Here is a 17,699-nt window from a genome sequence, read left to right as displayed (position 1 = left end):
TATATTTTGTGCGATAGATGTCATTGGGCACAACATATGCCATCATGCGAAAAACGATCCATAGTGAAGCCATCAGGCGGCCCCAATAAAGTCAAATTTGAAACGTCTAACCGTTCTCAAGTGTCCTGCGGTTGTTTTTGGTTGTGAGTTCGTGGGCTGTCGGCCCGGTTTTTCTAAGCCGCAAAATGAATAGAACGGGCGGATTGAAATGAGCCACAACCAGGCTGTCGGCGCGACGCACGACGAACCGAAAATTGAAGGATTGCAGCCAGGCGCAAAGCTGTTGCGCGGGCAGTATGAAATCCTCCGCTATCTCAGCAACGGTGGATTTGGGATCACTTACCTGGCGCGCGACAGCCTGGAGCGCGACGTCGTGATCAAAGAGTGCTTCCCCGGAGCGCTGTGCCGACGCAACGGTGATCTGGTTGAGCCCAATGATCCATCCTACAAGGACGACCTGCGCTCGATCATTGACCTCTTTATTCAGGAGGCACGCAATCATGCGCGCCTGGTGCATCCCAATATCGTGGACGTACACCAGGTGTTCGAAGACAATGACACCGCATATATCGCAATGGACCTCATCCGTGGGTGCGACCTGCTGGATTACGTGGAAAACCCGGAGAATGACGGCGGTCCTGATTTCATCGTTCAGGTCACCGAAAAAATGTTGTCCGCGGTGTCTTTCATTCACCAGAGCGGCATGTTGCATCGGGACATTTCGCCGGACAACATTCTGATTGATGAAAACGGAGACCCCGTCCTGATCGATTTTGGCGCCGCACGTGAGCAAGCGGCGAACAAATCGGCAGCATTGCTGACCCTGCGCGTGATAAAGGATGGATACTCTCCGCACGAATTCTATGTCCGGGGCGCGGATCAAGGGCCCAGCAGCGACCTCTATGTTCTGGCCGCCACGCTTTATCACGCAATCAGCGGTGAACGCCCCATCGACGGCCAGAGCCGCCTGAACGCGTTCAACAACGGGCAGGATGACCCCTACACGCCATTGACCGGTCGTTTCGAAGGATACCCAGATGGGTTCCTCGAGGCGATTGACAAGGCGATGGAAGTTCACGCCACGGATCGTCTTCAATCTGCATTGGATTGGTTGCGCATGTTCCGCGGCCCCGGCGTCATGTTCGACACATTCGCCTATCGGCCCGTGTCCGTGATTGTCGGAATGGATCGCAAAGATAAAGAGGAAGAAAAGGCCCGGATCAAGGCCGAAAGCGAAAACGCCGAAGCCGTAGTTACGGCCCTGCTGGCCGGAAACTCGGACATCGTTCTTGGCAACGAAGACAAAAAAGATGTCGATCTTACCAAAATCTCTAAGAAAGAGGAAACCCCGGTCGCTGTCGATACAGTGGTTCAGAGCGGGTCCGGCGGCAGCGGCAAGCTGATTGCAGGCGCGGCTGTTGTTGCAGTTGCGTTGGCCGCGGGTGGTTTCTTTGCGATGTCCGGCGACAAGACGGAAGACCAGGCAGAAACACCGGTCGCGCAGCCCGCGGCAGACATACAATCCGCCGAGACAGAGGCGCCCGTTACAGATCCTTCTGTCACAGAGGCCACCGATCCCGAACCCGAAGTGGCCATCGCACCCGAACCCAAGCCGGAAGAGCCTGTCGAGCAGGCACAACCAGTACCTGCGGAGCCAGCTGCCACAGAAACAGCCTCCGCAGACACTGAACGTTCCGAAGTTCCGGCACAGTCGGAAGAAGCGTCTGATGTTGCAGCAGTGTCTGAGATCGAGACACCTGCGACTGATGCAATTGCCAACGCCGGTGTTCCGGCGGAACAGCAGGTGGCTTTTGCGCATTGGGATGTCGATATCCCCTTCCAGACATCCCGCCGCCGTGGCTCGACCGGAGCCACGATCGCAGTTACGGGGGTGGACGCCAATCAGGACATGAGCGTGATCGGCGATTGGGTACAGCGTGGCGCTGTCATCTATACCCTGAATGGCAGCCCGGTTCGTCAGGATGTTCCTTTTGCGGCTCAGGTTCTGGATAACCTGAAGGTTGACGCCGATGGGTACACAAGGGTTGCTGCCCGCTATCGCCCGCTGGGTCAGACCCGGGCGCAAAATGGTCTGTTGGCCCTTCCCGCCATACGATCCGTTGGTTTGGAAAATGGTTACACCTTTACCGTTAGCGCCGAAGGTAATAGCGGATGGCAAACCACGGTGAACGCAGTTCCGGCCGACGCGGCAGGAAGCCTGCAAAAAGACGATGTCCTGCTGAATGAAAGCCATTCCGGCGTCACATTTGACGGCTCGGAAAGCCTTGATGAGATGCTGGCCGCACTCGTTTCAAGCGAGCAGCCCGAGGCAAATCTGACAGTGTTGCGCAATGGGGCCGAGACGGCCGCAATCATGCAGCTTGCACAGGAGTAATCTGACCGGTTCAAAAGTGATCTGCCAGTGTGTGTTTGCTGAGGGTGGTATCAAGGTTTGCCACCCTGGCGGGAACCGGCCCGCCGCAGAATGTACCAGTTCCCTTGGGTATCCATTGAGTGGCTCTGCGCTGACGTGCAGGGAACAGTAGCAGCTTACGACGCGGCTTATCTGCGTCACTAACTTGAAGGTGTCGACACCATGTTCAAATACAAAAGCCCTCTGAGCCGGCTTCTCGAAGGTGCCGGCAAATCCAAAGAAGAAGACGTTGCCGAGAAACCGGCCGCAGTAGACGGCGCCGTAAGCGAAGAAGAAAAGCAGGAACCCATTGCGGATTTCAACGCTTTGCGCGCCGCCCTGGCCGGTGGAAACATGACATCCGAATCCTATGAGGAAACGGATGAACTGATCCCCGAAGAAAAGATGCCCGAGTTCGACGAAGCCGAGCCGGAGGCAGTGACCGACCCCGAGGAGTCGATCTTCGCCGAAGACAGTTCGGAAGAAGAAGACAATTTGGAAGAGGACGACGCTCCGAAAAACGTTCTGGTGGAAGAGCATGTCGAAGAACTGGTTGAGGTCGAGCAGGTTGTCACCCTGCATGTGACGGAAACACCCGCCGAGACTTCGCCAGAGGAAGCAACGGCCGAGGTCGTGTCCGAACCTGCCGAACCGGAAGTCGGCGAGGTTGAGGTTGCCGAAGCTCCGGCCCCAGAAGCAAAGCAGGTCGAAGAGACCGCTGAGCCGGTGATTGAGCAGGTTGCACCAGCCCCCGCCCCGGTCGAGGATCGCCGTTCACGGGTCAAGACGACATTTCTGGGATTTGAGCGCGCCGATACGCATGTTCAGGACCTGATCGAATCCTCCGAACCCGTAGCGAAAGCAGAAGCGGCGCAAGAGACATTCCCGGTGGGCTGGTTGGTAGTAACAGCCGGCCCGGGACGAGGTTCAAGCATTACGCTCACCGAAGGCCTGATGCAAATCGGACGCAACGATGACCAGGCCATTCAGTTGGATTTTGGCGATACCGGCATTTCGCGCTCGAACCATGCAGTCATCGCCTATGACCCCGAAGACCGGAAGTGTTACTTGGGCCATGGCGGCAAGGCCAATCTTGTACGTCTGAACGGCAAACCTGTTCTCAGCACCGTGGCCCTGTCCAGCGGAGACCTGATCCGCATCAGCGAAACCTCGATCCGGTTCATGGCCTTCTGTGACGACGGTTTTGATTGGCGGGATTCCTGATAAATGCTGGCTACTCCGGCATATGATGTTGCGCTGATCCTGAACCAGGGTCAGCGGGAAACGCAGGAAGACGCGATTGCAGCCCGCATGTTTGACGCGTCGGACGCGGGCTATGTTGTGATTGCGGACGGTATGGGTGGCCATGAGGCGGGTGAAATAGCTTCGGAAATGATAGTGGCCGCTTGGCGCGACGCGCTGGACGCGGAACTTGAGGCAGAAACCCTGAACGAAGGATCCGCGATAGATGCGCTTCCTTTGGCCGCCATGCAAGCCAATGCCGCGATCGCCAACTACACCGAGGCCCGGGGCCAGGGGTTCAACATGGGATCGACCATGTTGGGTGTCCTTCTTCTGGGGCGGCGTGTGTTCTGGATTTCGATCGGCGACAGCCCTCTTTATCTGTTTCGAGATGGGGCGTTGACGCAGGTCAACGAAGACCACTCGATGGCACCCGTGATTGCGTCGAAAGTGGCTTCGGGAGAGATCACTGAAGCAGAAGCCCGGGAAATAGACTGCAATCAATTGACGTCCGTGGTTACGGGCGGGGCCATTCCCAAAGTGGACTGCCCGGAAGATCCATTGATCGTGTCGCCCACCGATGTCCTCATCCTTGGAAGTGATGGGTTGCAGTACATCAGCGACACCGAAATTCAGGCCATTCTGCGGGATCATCAACAGGGGCTGGCACAAGACATTGCCGAAGCATTGCTGACGGCTGTGCAGGCCAAGGGTGACCCGGATCAGGACAATCTTTCTATCGCAGTGGCGAAACTTACAAGAACCTAAACAGGCAAAGCAACAGGACCCATGAAAAAGCACTTACTCATATCAAGCCTTGCCCTTGCTGCCGCGACGGGCGCGGCATCTGCGCAAGAGGCGTGTTCAAGTTATGAAATTCAACGCGGCGATAGCTTACGGGAATTGGCAATCGAAGTGTATGCGACGGAAGACTTTCGCATCATTTTCGACGCGAACCGGGATATTATCGGTTCCAACCCCAATATCATCCGTGTTGGCGACGTTCTGGAACTGCCATGTCTGGAAGATGTCGGGCGCGCTCCGGTGCTGGCTGATACCGAGGCAGAGCGGCTGGCTGCGGAAATGGCGGCTGAGCTGGTAAAAGCCGCAGAAGAACGCGCTGAAAAAGCTGTGGCCGAAGCAGAAGCACGTGTTGCCGCAGCGGAAGCCGAGGCAAAGAAAGCGAGTGAAGACGCGGTCGTTGCGGCACGGGCTGCTGCCAAGGAAGAGGTCGAAGCCGCCCGCGCCGAAGCTGCCGCTTTGATCCGGAATGCCGGAACAGGTGAACGGCCCGAGATTCGGGATCGTCAATTGCTGTTGATCACCGGTGGGAACTACGCTCCGTTCACCGATGAATCTCTGCCCAATCGGGGGCTCTATACCCATCTGGTTGAGACAGCGATGTTTCGTGCCGCTCCCGAACAGGCCTACAAGATTCAGTTCGTCAATGACTGGTCATCCCATCTGGACCTGTTGATGCCGACGCTTGCATTTGACGCCACCTTCCCCTGGTCGCGCCCCAATTGCGAAGAGGCCGTTGCGCTGTCGGAAGATGATCGCAACCGGTGCGAGACCTACAATTTCTCAAACCCGTTCTACGAGGTTGTGGATACGTTCTTCGCCCGGGAAGGTTCCGGCTATGAAGAGACATTAACCTATGCCGACTTTGCCGGTGCAACGATCTGCCGGCCGGAGGGTTGGTCCCTGTCTCACATGGACGCGGTAAGCCTGTACGAACCGGTCATCAAACTTCTGCGCCCAACGTCACCGGATGATTGCTTTCACTCTCTGATGGAAGGCACCGCAGATATCGTTGCCATCGAAGCACATCTGGCAGCCGAGGCAATAGATCGGCTTGGGTACAAGCACCGGATTATCGAAAACCCCAACCTTGCGGCCATCAAGTCGCTTAACGTCATGACCCACAAAGATAATCCTGATGGGGAAGCGATCCTTGAGACGCTGAATCAGGGTCTGGCAATCATGCAGCAATCGGGCGAATGGCGCGACATCGTGTCAACCGCCCTGCGTCATCAAATGGAAAATGGATAAGGCCCCGATCTGGCCTGACAAACTAAAGTCTGGAGGAAGTGGACATGTTTAACGAAAAGATAAAGAAGGTAGCGCTTTCAGCAACCGCGATCACTGCTCTGAGTGCGGGCGCCGCTGCGGCGCAGGAAGCTTGTACCAACTATACCGTCCAAGACGGTGACACCATGGCGACCATTGCAATCGCAGCTTATGGCACGTCGAACTATCAGCCGATCTTCAACGCGAACCGGAACGAAATCACCAACCCCAACGCTCTGGAGCCAGGTCTGGTTCTGGCCCTTCCCTGTGAAGACGGCAGCCTGCCCAATGGTCAGAGCGCGCAGGAAATCATAGCAGCTGAAGAACAACGCGCAGCCAGCGTCAAACGTTCGAGCGTCTACCAGCCGCCGATCAAGCTGGTGACCGGCAATGGCTGGGCACCTTTCGCAGATGAATCGCTGAACGGTGGCGGAGCAATCACCCGTCTGGGCACCACGGCTTTGCAGCGCGGCGGCAACGCGCGCGACTATTCCGTAAGCTTCGTGGATGACTGGAACTCGCACCTGGAAACTCTTCTGCCTCTTGGCGCCTTTGACGTGTCCATGGCGTGGAACATGCCGGATTGCACCAACCGCACTTACGAATGGTCCTGGGAAACCGAGGTGCGCTGCACACAGTTCGATTCATCTGTTCCGGTCTATGACATTGTCGTCGGGTTCTACACCATTCCGGAAAGCCAGTATGCGAATGCGACAACCTTTGAAGAACTGAAGGGCGCCACCATCTGCCGTATGGATGGCTGGTTCATCCATGATCTGGAACAGGAAGGTCTGCACAATGGTGAAACCATTACGCTGATGCAGCCGATCACCGCACGTGAATGCCTGGACGCGGTCCTTACCGGCACCGCAGATGTTGCAACTTTTGAAGTTCAGCTGTTCTCGGACACAATGGTTGAAATGGGACTGAACCAGAACGACCTGGTTGAGAACCCGTACGTGACCTCGCTGTCCTCGCTGCGCTTTATCAGCCACCGCAGCAATCCGTTCGGCAAGCAATACCTGGCGATGTTGAACAAAGGCCTGAACGAGATGCGCGAAACCGGGGAATGGTATGCGATCGTCTCCGACACGCTGCGCGAGCACAACGAGAAACTGATGGCAGCGTCGAACTGATCCCTCGGTTCAGCTGAAACTTTGGGGCCGGTTCTTCAATCGGCCCCTTTTTTGTCAGCGTTAAACACGAGGTTTTTCAGAATGACAAATTTTGGCCTCTTATCTGCTTCATAACAGCCTCAAATGCGCAGCACCTTCTAACCCCAAGCACGATCATCATTCAATTGATGCCAATGAAAGAGCGTGATTTTCATATGATACAGGGCGCCTTCAATATTCAGAATAACTCACCGTCGTCCGCGACCAGATCGGATTTGGACGTTGCAGTGATCTTGCCCTGCTACAACGAGGCCGTTGCCATAGGTGAAACCGTTCGGCAATTCCGTGCGGCCCTGCCCGACGCGACGATTTACGTATATGACAACAATTCCACCGACGACTCCGTCAAGGTCGCGCTTGAGGCAGGCGCGCGGGTCTATTCCGAAACATACCAGGGCAAAGGCAACGTGGTCCGTCGAATGTTTGCTGACGTTGATGCGGATGTATACGTTATGGCTGACGGAGATGCGACCTATGACAGCGCGGCGGCGCCGGAATTGATCGACCTGCTCGTTTCGCAGAATCTGGATATGGTCAACGGCGCCCGGGTGAATGAAGAAACCGAAGCGTATCGGCGCGGCCACAAATTTGGCAACGCGTTGTTCAGTTGGCTTGTGAAATTCTTCTTCAACAGCAAAATCAACGACCTGCTTTCGGGTTACCGCGTTTTCAGCAGACGCTTTGTCAAAAGCTTCCCCGCAGTATCAAACGGGTTCGAGATTGAAACAGAGCTAACAGTTCATGCGATGCAGATGCGCATGCCAATCGGTGAGGTTCAAACAAGGTATTCGTCACGCCTGCCAGAATCGAACTCCAAGCTGGCGACGTTTTCCGACGGATGGCGGATTCTCAAAATGATCGGCTTGCTGATCAAGGATGAAAAGCCCATTGCGTTTTTCCTGTCATTGGCCGTGTTTATGTTTTTGCCTTCGCTCTTTGTGTTTGTATCCGTATTCCGGGAATTCTTGGAAACAGGGCTTGTCGATAGAATTCCGTCTGTCGTCGTCGCAGTATCCGGTTTTGTTGCGACAATGCTGTCCATCGTCTGCGCTTTGATATTGGAATCTCTGGCTCTTGCCCGGAGGGAAGCACGTCGTCTGTCATATTTGCAGCACAAAGGTGTAGCTGCGTCAGGCGTTGACCAAATCAAGCCATCGCTTGTCGAGGCTCAAACCCGTCGATTTGGCTGATCAGAACCACCCCCCCCAGTTCAATGCTAGGCAAATGAACGGCCTGTTCGCGCGTAAGCGTCTGAACACGCTGGTTTGTTCAAGGATTTGGTGAACCAGATACGCAAATGGCCAGCACCCCAAATGCTGGCCATTTTTCTGAGTGAGTGATATAGCCCTAAGGCCTCACCAGTGAAATTCTTTGTCCCCAAATACCTAACGCGGACTGAAAACCGGCGCTATTGGGGGAATCCCGTAAATCTTAAATTTTTTCCAAAAATCAGGATCTTTCGATCCTTGCTGACCGCCCTGTTCGCAGTTTTGGGAAAGCGATCGAAATTTGCGCCTGGCGAGCGGACGGCCAAGCGCTGAAGTCCAAAGTGTTGCGCAAGTGTCTCCCGGGCACACATTGCGCAAGTCGTTCATAGAACCTGACAAGGTTGGTTTTAAAGGCGCAGCCACAGCAAGCTACAGATCGTCAGGCGCAAGCTTCGGCGCGGGTCTTTTGGCAATCCCGCGTTCCATGAAAAGGACCGCGCAAAGGCGGTCCCTTCGTGTTTTGATGTCGGACGAAACTCGCCCGCCTGTTCGACGGCGATCAGCCGATGATTGCGTTCAGTGTAGCGCTGGGGCGCATCACAGCGCCGGTTTTGACCGGGTCAGTGTGATAGTATCCGCCCAAATCCACCGACGGTCCTTGGACTGCGGCCAGCTCCGACAAGATCTGCTCTTCTTTGTCTGCCAGCTCTTTTGCAAGTGGTGCCATTTCAGCTGCCAGATCGGCATCGTCAGATTGGGCTGCCAAGGCTTCGGCCCAGTAGCGCGCGAACCAGTAGTGGCTGTCGCGGTTGTCCGGTTCGCCCACTTTTCGACTTGGCGACCGGTTGTTGTCCAGAATGCCCTGAGTTGCGGCCTCTGCCGCAGCGCCAAGAACACCTGCCTTCGCGTTTCCTTTGGCGTCGGCCAGGAAGTTCAGGGATTCCCCAAGCGCGCAGAATTCGCCCATCGAATCCCAGCGCAGGTGGTTTTCCTCGACCAATTGCTGCACGTGTTTCGGTGCCGAGCCCCCTGCCCCGGTTTCGAACAGGCCGCCGCCATTCATAAGCTTGACGATCGACAGCATCTTGGCCGAGGTGCCCAGTTCGAGGATTGGGAACAGGTCGGTCAGATAGTCACGCAGCACGTTGCCGGTGATGGCGATGCTGTCCTTTCCGGCGGTGATGGTTTCCAGCGTCTGGCGGGTTGCCTCGCGCGGGGCCAAGATCTGGAACTTGTCAGCCACGCCCGCAGCCTTGAGCGCCGGTTCCACGTATTTGATCAGCTCGGCGTCATGGGCGCGGTTCGCATCCAGCCAGAAGATCGCCTCGGATCCGGTCAGGCGCTGACGGTCCATCGCCAGTTGGATCCAGTTCTCGATCGGCGCCTTCTTGACGGTGCAGGCCCGCCAGATGTCACCCTTTTCGACCTCGTGCGAATGCAAGATCTCGCCATTGGCAAGAACGATGCGCATTGTGCCGTCGGCGGGTGCCTCGAAGGTGGTCGGGTGGCTGCCGTATTCCTCGGCTTTCTGCGCCATAAGACCAACGTTTGCGACCGCACCGGCACTGGCCGGATTCAATGCACCATTGGCTTTGAAGAACTTGATGCTTTCATCATAAACAGTTGCATAGCACCGGTCGGGGATGACGCAATTAGTATCACCCTTGGCGCCGGTCTCATCCCAACCCTTGCCGCCCGCGCGGATCACCGCTGGCATCGAAGCATCAATGATCACGTCGGAAGGAACATGCAGGTTGGTGATGCCCTTGTCGCTATCCACCATATACATGGATGGACGATCAGCCTTGATCGCGTTTATTGCGGCGACGATCTCGGCATTGTTTTGTACCCGCTCTAGCAAGTCGCCAAGACCCGAGTTCGGATTCACACCCAGCGCATCCAGTTCCGCACCGAATTTTTCGAAAACCGGCGCCAACCAGGCCTTGACCGCATAGCCAAAGATGATCGGGTCTGAGACCTTCATCATCGTGGCTTTCAGGTGCAACGAGAACATTGTGCCGTCTTTCTTGGTGTCCTCGATGGCCTCTGCAAGGAAGGATGACAGTGCTTTGACCGACATGAAGGTCGCATCAGCCACGGTGCCTTCTTCCAGCGGCCACGCGTCCTTCAGGACAGTCACACTGCCGTCTTTGCCGACAAACTCGATCCTTGCATCGCCCGCTTGGGCAGCGGTGATGGTGGCCGATTTCTCATTGGCGTAAAAATCGTTGCCCGACATGGACGAGACTTTGGTTTTGCTGTCCGAGGTCCATTCGCCCATGGAATGCGGGTTGTTGCGGGCATAGTTTTTGACAGCCCGCGCCGCGCGGCGGTCACTGTTACCTTCACGCAGAACCGGGTTCACGGCCGAGCCTTTGATGGCATCATAACGCGCACGGATCGCCTTTTCTTCGTCGGTCGAAGGTTCTTCGGGATAGGCCGGGATATCATAGCCTTGCGACTGCAACTCTTCGATGGCGGCAACCAGTTGCGGAACCGATGCCGAGATGTTCGGCAGCTTGATCACATTGGCGTCCGGGGTCTTTACCAGCTCACCCAATGCCGCCAGATCGTCCGAGACACGCTGCTCATCCGTCAGGTTCTCGGGGAAGGCTGCCAGAATGCGCCCGGCCAGTGAAATGTCCTTGGTGCCCACGCTGACGCCAGCAGCCGAAGCGAACTTGCGAATGATGGGCAGGAACGAGGCGCTGGCCAGTTCGGGCGCTTCGTCTACAATGGTATACAATATGTCGAAGTTCGATTTATCTGCCATATTCTTTTACCTTTTTAAGCCTTTCGGGGCGTGCGATCCAAGAGTTGAAGCCACTTCAGCGTGGCGCGGGAGGGGCGCGATCACGATACCGCCCCTGGGTGACTCTGTTTTGACAGGGCCTCCCTTAAATCACGTTGCGCTGGGAATCAATCATCTGTGCCCGCGCGTTTTGCCACGGGCGGGGCGTGGATGGCTTTTGATGTCATCAGCTCAACGTTTCACCCGCCTGTCTTTGACGTTTCCCTTCAGGTCACGCCAAGTGTTTTCCATGAAGCTGTACAGCTTGTCCCACGAAGTTTTTCGGGTTGCGGCCAAGGATTACCGAAATCTCTGTCCTGTCTCGGGATCAAATACCATGGCACGGTCAGGTTGAATGGATATGCCAATCCGGTCCCCGGTTTTGCTGCGCTGGTCATCCCTCTCTTCGACAATCAGTTTGTCACCATTTGGCGTCAGCAAATACGAGTAGGATACACCCCCGAGCGCTTCTGTCAGTTCCACGGTGCAGGTGTCCGCAGACCGGTCGATATGAATATGTTCAGGGCGCATCCCCAATGTCACCTTGTCCGTTCCGGCAGGAACAGCTGCCGAGACCGGCAATGGCTGGCCCAAAGCGGGATGGGTGACATGGCCGTCGGCATAATCGCAATCAAGAAAGTTCATCGCGGGCGAACCGATGAAACCTGCAACAAACCGGTTGTCAGGATCACGGTACAGATCCATCGGGGCGCCGACCTGTTCGATCCGGCCATCGCGCAGCACCACAATCTTGTCGGCCATCGTCATGGCTTCGACCTGATCATGGGTCACATAGATCATGGTTGCACCGATTTCCTGATGCAGACGCGCGATTTCGACGCGCATCTCGACACGCAATTCAGCGTCCAGGTTGGACAGGGGTTCGTCAAACAGAAAAACCTCGGGCCCGCGTACAATCGCCCGCCCGATCGCAACCCTTTGCCGTTGCCCCCCGGACAGGGCCTTGGGTTTGCGCTTGAGATAGGGATCAAGTTTCAGAATGCTCGAAGCCTCCTGAACCTTCTGGTCGATCTCGGCTTTTGGGACACCATTCATGCGCAGGCCAAATCCCATGTTTTCGGCCACTGACATGTGCGGGTAAAGCGCATAAGTCTGAAACACCATCGCCACGCCGCGCTTGGCTGGATCCATATGTGTCACCTCGCGCGATCCAATGTGAATCTCACCTTCCGAGGTTTCTTCCAGCCCTGCAATCATCCGCAATAACGTGGATTTTCCGCACCCTGAAGGCCCTACAAAAACGCAGAACTCTCCATCTTCGATTTGCAGATCGATCCCATGAATGACCTGTGTCTGACCATACCGTTTGATTGCCCGATTCAGAGTTACACCTGTCATGTCATCAGCATCCTGTCGTTTTTGGAACTTTGGCCTGTTTCGGGAAACCGCCAGGCTTGTGCCTCGGCTCCAATTTGTTCGGCCACACGCCGCAGGCGCGGCACCCAGGCTTCGAGTTGATCGAAATCCATACGTTCGGTGGACCCGGTTATCGAAATCGCGCCAAGCATCCGACCGTTTGACGTCAGAACTGGGCAGGCGATGCAAATGATGCCCGGCTCGTGCTCTTCATCATCGATGGCAAATCCCCGGCTGCGAATTCTGTCAAGATCAGCCCGCAACATCTTTTCGGATGTCAGCGTTTTGTCGGTGAAGCGGTGATAGCTTTGCTGCGACACCGCCTTGTTCAACGCATCTTCGTCCAAGAATGCCAGCATCGCCTTGCCGACCCCCGTGCAGTAGGCCGGTCCAACTTTTCCAGCCTGAGAGTACATCTCGATTGGTTGTGCGGCGTTGCGTTTGTCGACGTAAAGAACCTGACTGGAATCAAGCTGCGCCAGATGCACCGTTTCACCGGTTTCTCGGCTGAGGGCATCCAGAAAAGGCCGCGCTATCGGAGCCAGTGAGCTTTGCGTCCATGCCGCATGGGCCAACCGAACCAACCGCATACCGGGCGCATAGGTCTGCCTGTCGCGGTCATAAGACAGCATTCCTTGGTTGGTCAGGGATTGCAGAAATCGATACAGGGTTGCCTTCGGAAAATCGCTGTTTTCCAAGAGTTCAGCGAATCGAACAGGGCGCTCGAACGATGCCACGTGATCCAGTACATCACATGCTTTGCCTATAGTTCCGTCACCTGACACGGGCCATCATTCTCCTCCGATTATCCCTCGCCATCCTCACGAGGGTCTTGACAACAGTAACCGAGTCGATGTGTAGTTTTCAATATATAAAACAATGTTCCACTATTTGGAACTTTGCAGGAGACCAACAGGGAGGAAACCATGTATTCAACTTTCAAGCGCACGACGGCTGCGCTGGCTCTTGGTGTCGCGTTGGCGGCGCCAGCTGCTGCGGAACTCACCGGAGATCTGCGGATTTTTCTGGACACATCGAACCCGGCGCCACGCGCGACGATGGAGGCGATGATCGAACGGTTCGGCGCTCAGCATCCGGGGTTGGAAATCGAGACAACCGTCATCGACCGCGAAGCCTATAAAACGCAGATCCGGAATTTCCTGACGGCCGACACCCCGGACGTGGCCACGTGGTACGCGGCCAACCGTATGAAACCATATGTCGAGGCAGGTCTGTTCGAGGATGTTTCAGATTTGTGGGCCGAGCCCGAAATCGCCGACAACCTCGCTTCGACCAAGGGCGCGTTGACAATCGACGGCAAGCAATGGGGCGTGCCCTATACCTATTATCAGTGGGGTGTCTACTATCGCAAAGACATCTTTGACGAGCTGGGCCTGAGCGAGCCGACCACTTGGGAAGAAGAACTGTCCAACTGCCAGAAAATCGTCGATTCCGGGCGTGCCTGCTATACCATTGGCACCAAGTTCCTTTGGACCGCCGGTGGCTGGTTTGATTATCTAAACATGCGGACCAATGGTTTCGACTTCCACCAGCAACTCGCCAACGGCGAAGTCAGCTGGGAAGATGACCGGGTAAAACAGACTTTCGCCAACTGGAAACAGTTGATCGACATGGGCGCCTTCATCGACAATCACCAGACGTATAGCTGGCAAGAAGCCCTGCCCTTCATGGTCAATGGTGAGGCAGCAGCCTATCTGATGGGCAACTTCGCAGTGGCACCGTTGCGCGATGCGGGCCTGACGGATGACCAACTGGATTTCTACCAGTTCGTCGCGATCAATCCCGATGTCGAGCTGGCCGAAGACGCCCCGACCGACACGTTCCACATCCCGGCCAATGCTTCGAACAAGGAAGCTGCGCGCGAATTCCTGCGTTTCGTGGTCTCTGCTGATGAACAGACCGAAATCAACAACGGCGCGAATCTCGGCCAATTGCCGGTCAACGCGCAATCCGCCGTGGATGACGACAAGTTCCTGCAACAGGGCTTTGAAATGCTCTCGTCCAACAGCCCCGGTGGGGTAGCCCAGTTCTGGGACCGCGACGCGCCTGCGGAAATGGCCAAAGTGTCCATGGAGGGTTTCCAGGAATTCATGGTCAAACCCGACAACTTGGACCGGATACTGGCCAAACTCGAACGCGCGCGCGAGCGTATTTACGATAACTGACCAGTCCAGGGTCGGGCCAAAGCCCGGCCCACGCTCCTTTGAATCGTAGGGCGGGTTCCGACCCGCCTTGCTCCAACAGACCCGAGTTTCCCATGACAGTTGCTGCCGACGCCTCAGAACAGGAAAGCTGGTTCCATCGCAACCAACAACGCATCGCACCCTGGCTGTTTCTGGCCCCCGGGATGCTGTTCTTTTTGGTCTATGTGATTATCCCGGTATTCCAGTCCTTCAACCTGTCACTTTACGAGTGGGACGGCCTGGGCGCTGCGGAATACGTCGGCTTTCGTAACTACGAAGACCTCTATTGGGAATGGGTAGACCGGGATGCTTTCTACATCTCGATGAAAAACAACTTGATCTGGCTGATCCTTTACCTGGCTGCGATTCCGGCAGGTTTGTTCATCGCCCTGTTTCTGAATCAGACCGTTTGGGGCATCCGCCTGTATAAGTCCCTGTTTTTCTTTCCTTTCGTGATTTCTCAGGTCGTGGTGGGGCTGGTGTTCACCTGGTTCTACGATCCGACCTTCGGGTTGCTGAACGAATTCCTCGGCTTCTTCGGCCTTGGCCCGGTAAACGTGTTGGGCGATGAGCGTTTCGTGACCTACGGCATCATCTTCGCCGGCCTCTGGCCACAAACCGCCTATTGCATGATCCTGTACCTCACCGGCCTGAACGCTGTGGATCCGGAACAGATCGAGGCTGGACGCCTGGACGGGGCCAAGGGTTGGAAGATGCTTTGGCACATCATCATCCCACAATTGCGGCCCGCAACCTTTATCGCGTTTGTCGTAACCATCATAGGCGCATTACGGTCATTCGACCTGATCTCGATCATGACGCAAGGCGGACCTTTCGGATCCTCCCGCGTGCTGGCCTATTACATGTTCGAGGTCGCCTTGTCCGAGTATGGCTTCCGCATGGGTTATGGCGCGGCCATCGCCGTGATCCTTTTCCTGATCATGTTGTGCTTCATCGCCTACTTCCTGTGGTCGATGTACCGTGAAGAGAAGGGGCGCTGAGATGTTTCCCAAACCCATCGAAAAACAACCCCGCGCGGCGCAGATCACGTATCAAGCCATGCTTCCCTTAGCCCTTCTGTTGTGGCTGGGTCCCCTACTGGCGGTTGCACTTTTCTCGGTAAAACCCGCTGCTGACTTCACCAACGCGAATTACTGGGGGATGCCATCCAGCTTTGAGGGCGCCTTCAACTATGGGCAGGTGTTCTTCAATTCGGACATGCCGCGATACCTGCTGAATTCATTCATGATCACCGTCCCCACCGTGATCGGAGCGGTGGCGCTCAGTTGCATGACCGGCTTCGCGCTTGGCATCTACAAGTTCAAGTCGAACCTCTGGATATTTTTCATGTTCGTGGCCGGGAATTTCGTGCCCTTCCAGATCCTGATGGTGCCGGTTCGGGATCTGACCCTGCAACTTGGGCTCTACAACACCAAGACCGGGCTGGTCCTGTTCCACATTGCGTTCCAGACCGGGTTCTGCACCCTGTTCATGCGCAACTTCATCCGCGCCCTGCCCTTTGAACTGATCGAGGCCGCCCGGGTCGAAGGTATCAGCGAATGGCGCATCTTCTGGTACGTGGTCCTGCCGCTGATGAAGCCCGCGATCGCCGCGCTCAGCGTGCTGATCTTCACCTTCATCTGGAACGACTATTTCTGGGCCGTCGTCCTGACGCAAGGCGCAGAAAGCCAGCCTGTAACTGCCGGGATCACCAGTTTCAACGCACAATTCCGCGCCGCTTATCAATTGATGAGCGCGGGCTCCATCGTGGCGGCTCTGCCACCGGTGGCCATGTTCTTCCTGATGCAGAAACACTTCATTGCGGGTTTGACCCTCGGAGCTGTGAAATGACCAAAATTACCTTTATCGGTGCCGGGTCCACAATTTTCATGCAGAACATCGTTGGAGATGCTCTGTTGACCCCTGCGCTGGCCGACAGTCACTTTGCGCTTATGGATATCGACCCCCAGCGCCTTGCGGAAAGCGAAGCAGTTGCGCGCTCCATGATCCGCTCGGTCGGGGCCGGGGCGACCGTCTCGACCCATACCGACCGCCGCGCGGCGCTGGACGGGGCCGATTTCGTCATCACCGCGTTTCAGGTGGGGGGATACAATCCCTGCACGATCACCGATTTCGAGATCCCCAAGCAGTATGGCTTGCGTCAAACCATCGCTGATACGCTGGGCGTCGGAGGGATCATGCGAGGCCTGCGCACGGTTCCGGTGCTTTGGGATGTCGCAGGGGACATGATGCAACTCTGTCCGAACGCGACATTGCTGCAATACGTAAATCCGATGGCCATCAACACCTGGGCACTGGCCGAACGCTTCCCGACCCTGAAACATGTGGGTCTTTGTCACTCGGTTCAAAATACTGTCGAGGAACTGGCCCACGATCTGGATCTGCCAAAGGATGAGTTCCGCTACAAAGTCGCTGGCGTCAATCACGTCGCATTCTTTCTGAAACTGGAACATCAAGGCCGCGACCTGTATCCGGCACTGCGCCAGGGCTATCACTCGGGGAAATTCCCGAAGGCGCCGCTGCTGATGCCGCGCTGCCCCAACAAGGTGCGCTACGAGGTGATGGATCACCTGGGCTATTTCTGCACAGAAAGCTCGGAACACCTGGCCGAATACGTGCCGTGGTTCATCAAGGACGGGCGACAGGACCTGATCGAGGAATTTTCCATCCCGCTGGACGAATACCCCACCCGCTGCGTCGAGCAGGTCGAGATGTGGAAGGAACAGGCCAAGACCCTGACCGACGGGCGCAATATCGATGTCACGCGCAGCCACGAATTCGCCGCCGACCTGATGAACGCGATCGTTACGAACACGCCTTACATGGCCTATGGCAACCTGCCCAATACCGGCCAGATCCCGCAACTTCCCATGGGCGCGGCGGTCGAAACCCCCTGCCTGGTCGACAGCAACGGCGTACAGCCTTCTGTCGTGACCGACATCCCGCCGCAGTTGATTGCCCTGATGCGCACCCAGATCAATGTACAGGAACTGACTGTTCGGGCCCTGACAGAACAGAACCCCGAATATATCTATCACGCCGCGATGATGGATCCGCACACCGCCGCCGAACTGGACCTGCGCCAGATCCGCAACCTTGTCAAGGATCTGCTGACGGCCCACAACGATTGGCTGCCCGACTGGTGCCGGCCGGCCCGCGCCGCCTGATCTTCATCTTTTCACAAATACTCAGATCCAA

General features: G+C 56.2%; 13 protein-coding genes. 10 read left to right on the top strand and 3 right to left on the bottom strand.

Annotated elements, in window-relative coordinates; all coding sequences use genetic code 11:
* Positions 1-208 precede the first annotated feature (208 nt).
* The 6 genes from ACR0E2_RS10575 to ACR0E2_RS10550 all read left to right on the top strand — a co-directional run bounded on the left by ACR0E2_RS10575 (position 209) and on the right by ACR0E2_RS10550 (position 8,090).
* Positions 209-2,395 carry a serine/threonine protein kinase gene (locus ACR0E2_RS10575; protein ID WP_480446373.1) on the top strand — a complete coding sequence of 729 codons (2,187 nt, stop codon included), beginning with the start codon at positions 209-211 and terminating at the stop codon, positions 2,393-2,395.
* A gap of 201 nt (positions 2,396-2,596) precedes the next feature.
* Positions 2,597-3,637, top strand: coding sequence for an FHA domain-containing protein (locus ACR0E2_RS10570; RefSeq protein ID WP_480446372.1), 1,041 nt, complete (start codon positions 2,597-2,599; stop codon positions 3,635-3,637).
* 3 nt (positions 3,638-3,640) lie between these two features.
* Positions 3,641-4,423 (top strand): PP2C family protein-serine/threonine phosphatase, encoded by a 783-nt coding sequence (locus ACR0E2_RS10565; RefSeq protein ID WP_480446371.1) that lies wholly within the window; start codon positions 3,641-3,643, stop codon positions 4,421-4,423.
* A 21-nt stretch (positions 4,424-4,444) separates the two neighbouring features.
* A complete protein-coding gene (locus ACR0E2_RS10560) occupies positions 4,445-5,707 on the top strand; it encodes a substrate-binding periplasmic protein (RefSeq protein WP_480446370.1) in 1,263 nt (420 codons plus the stop codon).
* A gap of 44 nt (positions 5,708-5,751) precedes the next feature.
* Positions 5,752-6,861, top strand: coding sequence for a LysM peptidoglycan-binding domain-containing protein (locus ACR0E2_RS10555; protein WP_152460270.1), 1,110 nt, complete (start codon positions 5,752-5,754; stop codon positions 6,859-6,861).
* Between the two features lie 173 nt (positions 6,862-7,034).
* Positions 7,035-8,090 carry a glycosyltransferase family 2 protein gene (locus ACR0E2_RS10550; protein ID WP_480446369.1) on the top strand — a complete coding sequence of 352 codons (1,056 nt, stop codon included), beginning with the start codon at positions 7,035-7,037 and terminating at the stop codon, positions 8,088-8,090.
* Positions 8,091-8,667: 577 nt separating this feature from the next.
* On the opposite strand, the gene ACR0E2_RS10545 is transcribed toward ACR0E2_RS10550, so the two are convergent.
* The 3 genes from ACR0E2_RS10545 to ACR0E2_RS10535 form a co-directional block, all read right to left on the bottom strand.
* Positions 8,668-10,881: an NADP-dependent isocitrate dehydrogenase gene (locus ACR0E2_RS10545; RefSeq protein ID WP_480446368.1), complete on the bottom strand. Its 2,214-nt coding sequence runs from the start codon at positions 10,879-10,881 to the stop codon at positions 8,668-8,670.
* 318 nt (positions 10,882-11,199) lie between these two features.
* Entirely contained in the window at positions 11,200-12,258 is a 1,059-nt protein-coding gene (locus tag ACR0E2_RS10540) for an ABC transporter ATP-binding protein (protein ID WP_480446367.1), read from the bottom strand.
* A complete protein-coding gene (locus ACR0E2_RS10535) occupies positions 12,255-13,061 on the bottom strand; it encodes an IclR family transcriptional regulator (RefSeq protein ID WP_480446366.1) in 807 nt (268 codons plus the stop codon). The genes ACR0E2_RS10540 and ACR0E2_RS10535 overlap by 4 nt, the downstream gene beginning before the upstream one ends.
* A gap of 141 nt (positions 13,062-13,202) precedes the next feature.
* Here ACR0E2_RS10535 and ACR0E2_RS10530 point away from each other — a divergent pair, with 141 nt between their 5' ends.
* The 4 genes from ACR0E2_RS10530 to melA all read left to right on the top strand — a co-directional run bounded on the left by ACR0E2_RS10530 (position 13,203) and on the right by melA (position 17,668).
* On the top strand, positions 13,203-14,462 hold the full coding sequence (locus ACR0E2_RS10530) for an ABC transporter substrate-binding protein (protein WP_480446365.1): 1,260 nt from the start codon (positions 13,203-13,205) through the stop codon (positions 14,460-14,462).
* A gap of 92 nt (positions 14,463-14,554) precedes the next feature.
* A complete protein-coding gene (locus ACR0E2_RS10525; protein ID WP_171119269.1) occupies positions 14,555-15,481 on the top strand; it encodes a carbohydrate ABC transporter permease in 927 nt (308 codons plus the stop codon).
* Position 15,482: 1 nt separating this feature from the next.
* Positions 15,483-16,331, top strand: coding sequence for a carbohydrate ABC transporter permease (locus ACR0E2_RS10520; RefSeq protein WP_170345350.1), 849 nt, complete (start codon positions 15,483-15,485; stop codon positions 16,329-16,331).
* Positions 16,328-17,668 carry an alpha-galactosidase gene (melA, locus tag ACR0E2_RS10515; protein WP_480446364.1) on the top strand — a complete coding sequence of 447 codons (1,341 nt, stop codon included), beginning with the start codon at positions 16,328-16,330 and terminating at the stop codon, positions 17,666-17,668. Before ACR0E2_RS10520 ends, melA begins: the two co-directional genes overlap by 4 nt.
* Positions 17,669-17,699: the final 31 nt, after the last annotated feature.

This window comes from Ruegeria sp. A4 (genome assembly GCF_056543025.1).
This window is presented reverse-complemented; position numbering and strand designations above follow the sequence as displayed.

Coding starts and splice junctions, on each gene's coding strand:
- ACR0E2_RS10575 (WP_480446373.1), top strand. CDS start 209: ATGAGCCACAACCAGGCTGTCGGCGCGACGCACGACGAACCGAAAATT.
- ACR0E2_RS10570 (WP_480446372.1), top strand. CDS start 2,597: ATGTTCAAATACAAAAGCCCTCTGAGCCGGCTTCTCGAAGGTGCCGGC.
- ACR0E2_RS10565 (WP_480446371.1), top strand. CDS start 3,641: ATGCTGGCTACTCCGGCATATGATGTTGCGCTGATCCTGAACCAGGGT.
- ACR0E2_RS10560 (WP_480446370.1), top strand. CDS start 4,445: ATGAAAAAGCACTTACTCATATCAAGCCTTGCCCTTGCTGCCGCGACG.
- ACR0E2_RS10555 (WP_152460270.1), top strand. CDS start 5,752: ATGTTTAACGAAAAGATAAAGAAGGTAGCGCTTTCAGCAACCGCGATC.
- ACR0E2_RS10550 (WP_480446369.1), top strand. CDS start 7,035: ATGAAAGAGCGTGATTTTCATATGATACAGGGCGCCTTCAATATTCAG.
- ACR0E2_RS10545 (WP_480446368.1), bottom strand. CDS start 10,881: ATGGCAGATAAATCGAACTTCGACATATTGTATACCATTGTAGACGAA.
- ACR0E2_RS10540 (WP_480446367.1), bottom strand. CDS start 12,258: ATGACAGGTGTAACTCTGAATCGGGCAATCAAACGGTATGGTCAGACA.
- ACR0E2_RS10530 (WP_480446365.1), top strand. CDS start 13,203: ATGTATTCAACTTTCAAGCGCACGACGGCTGCGCTGGCTCTTGGTGTC.
- ACR0E2_RS10525 (WP_171119269.1), top strand. CDS start 14,555: ATGACAGTTGCTGCCGACGCCTCAGAACAGGAAAGCTGGTTCCATCGC.
- ACR0E2_RS10520 (WP_170345350.1), top strand. CDS start 15,483: ATGTTTCCCAAACCCATCGAAAAACAACCCCGCGCGGCGCAGATCACG.
- melA (WP_480446364.1), top strand. CDS start 16,328: ATGACCAAAATTACCTTTATCGGTGCCGGGTCCACAATTTTCATGCAG.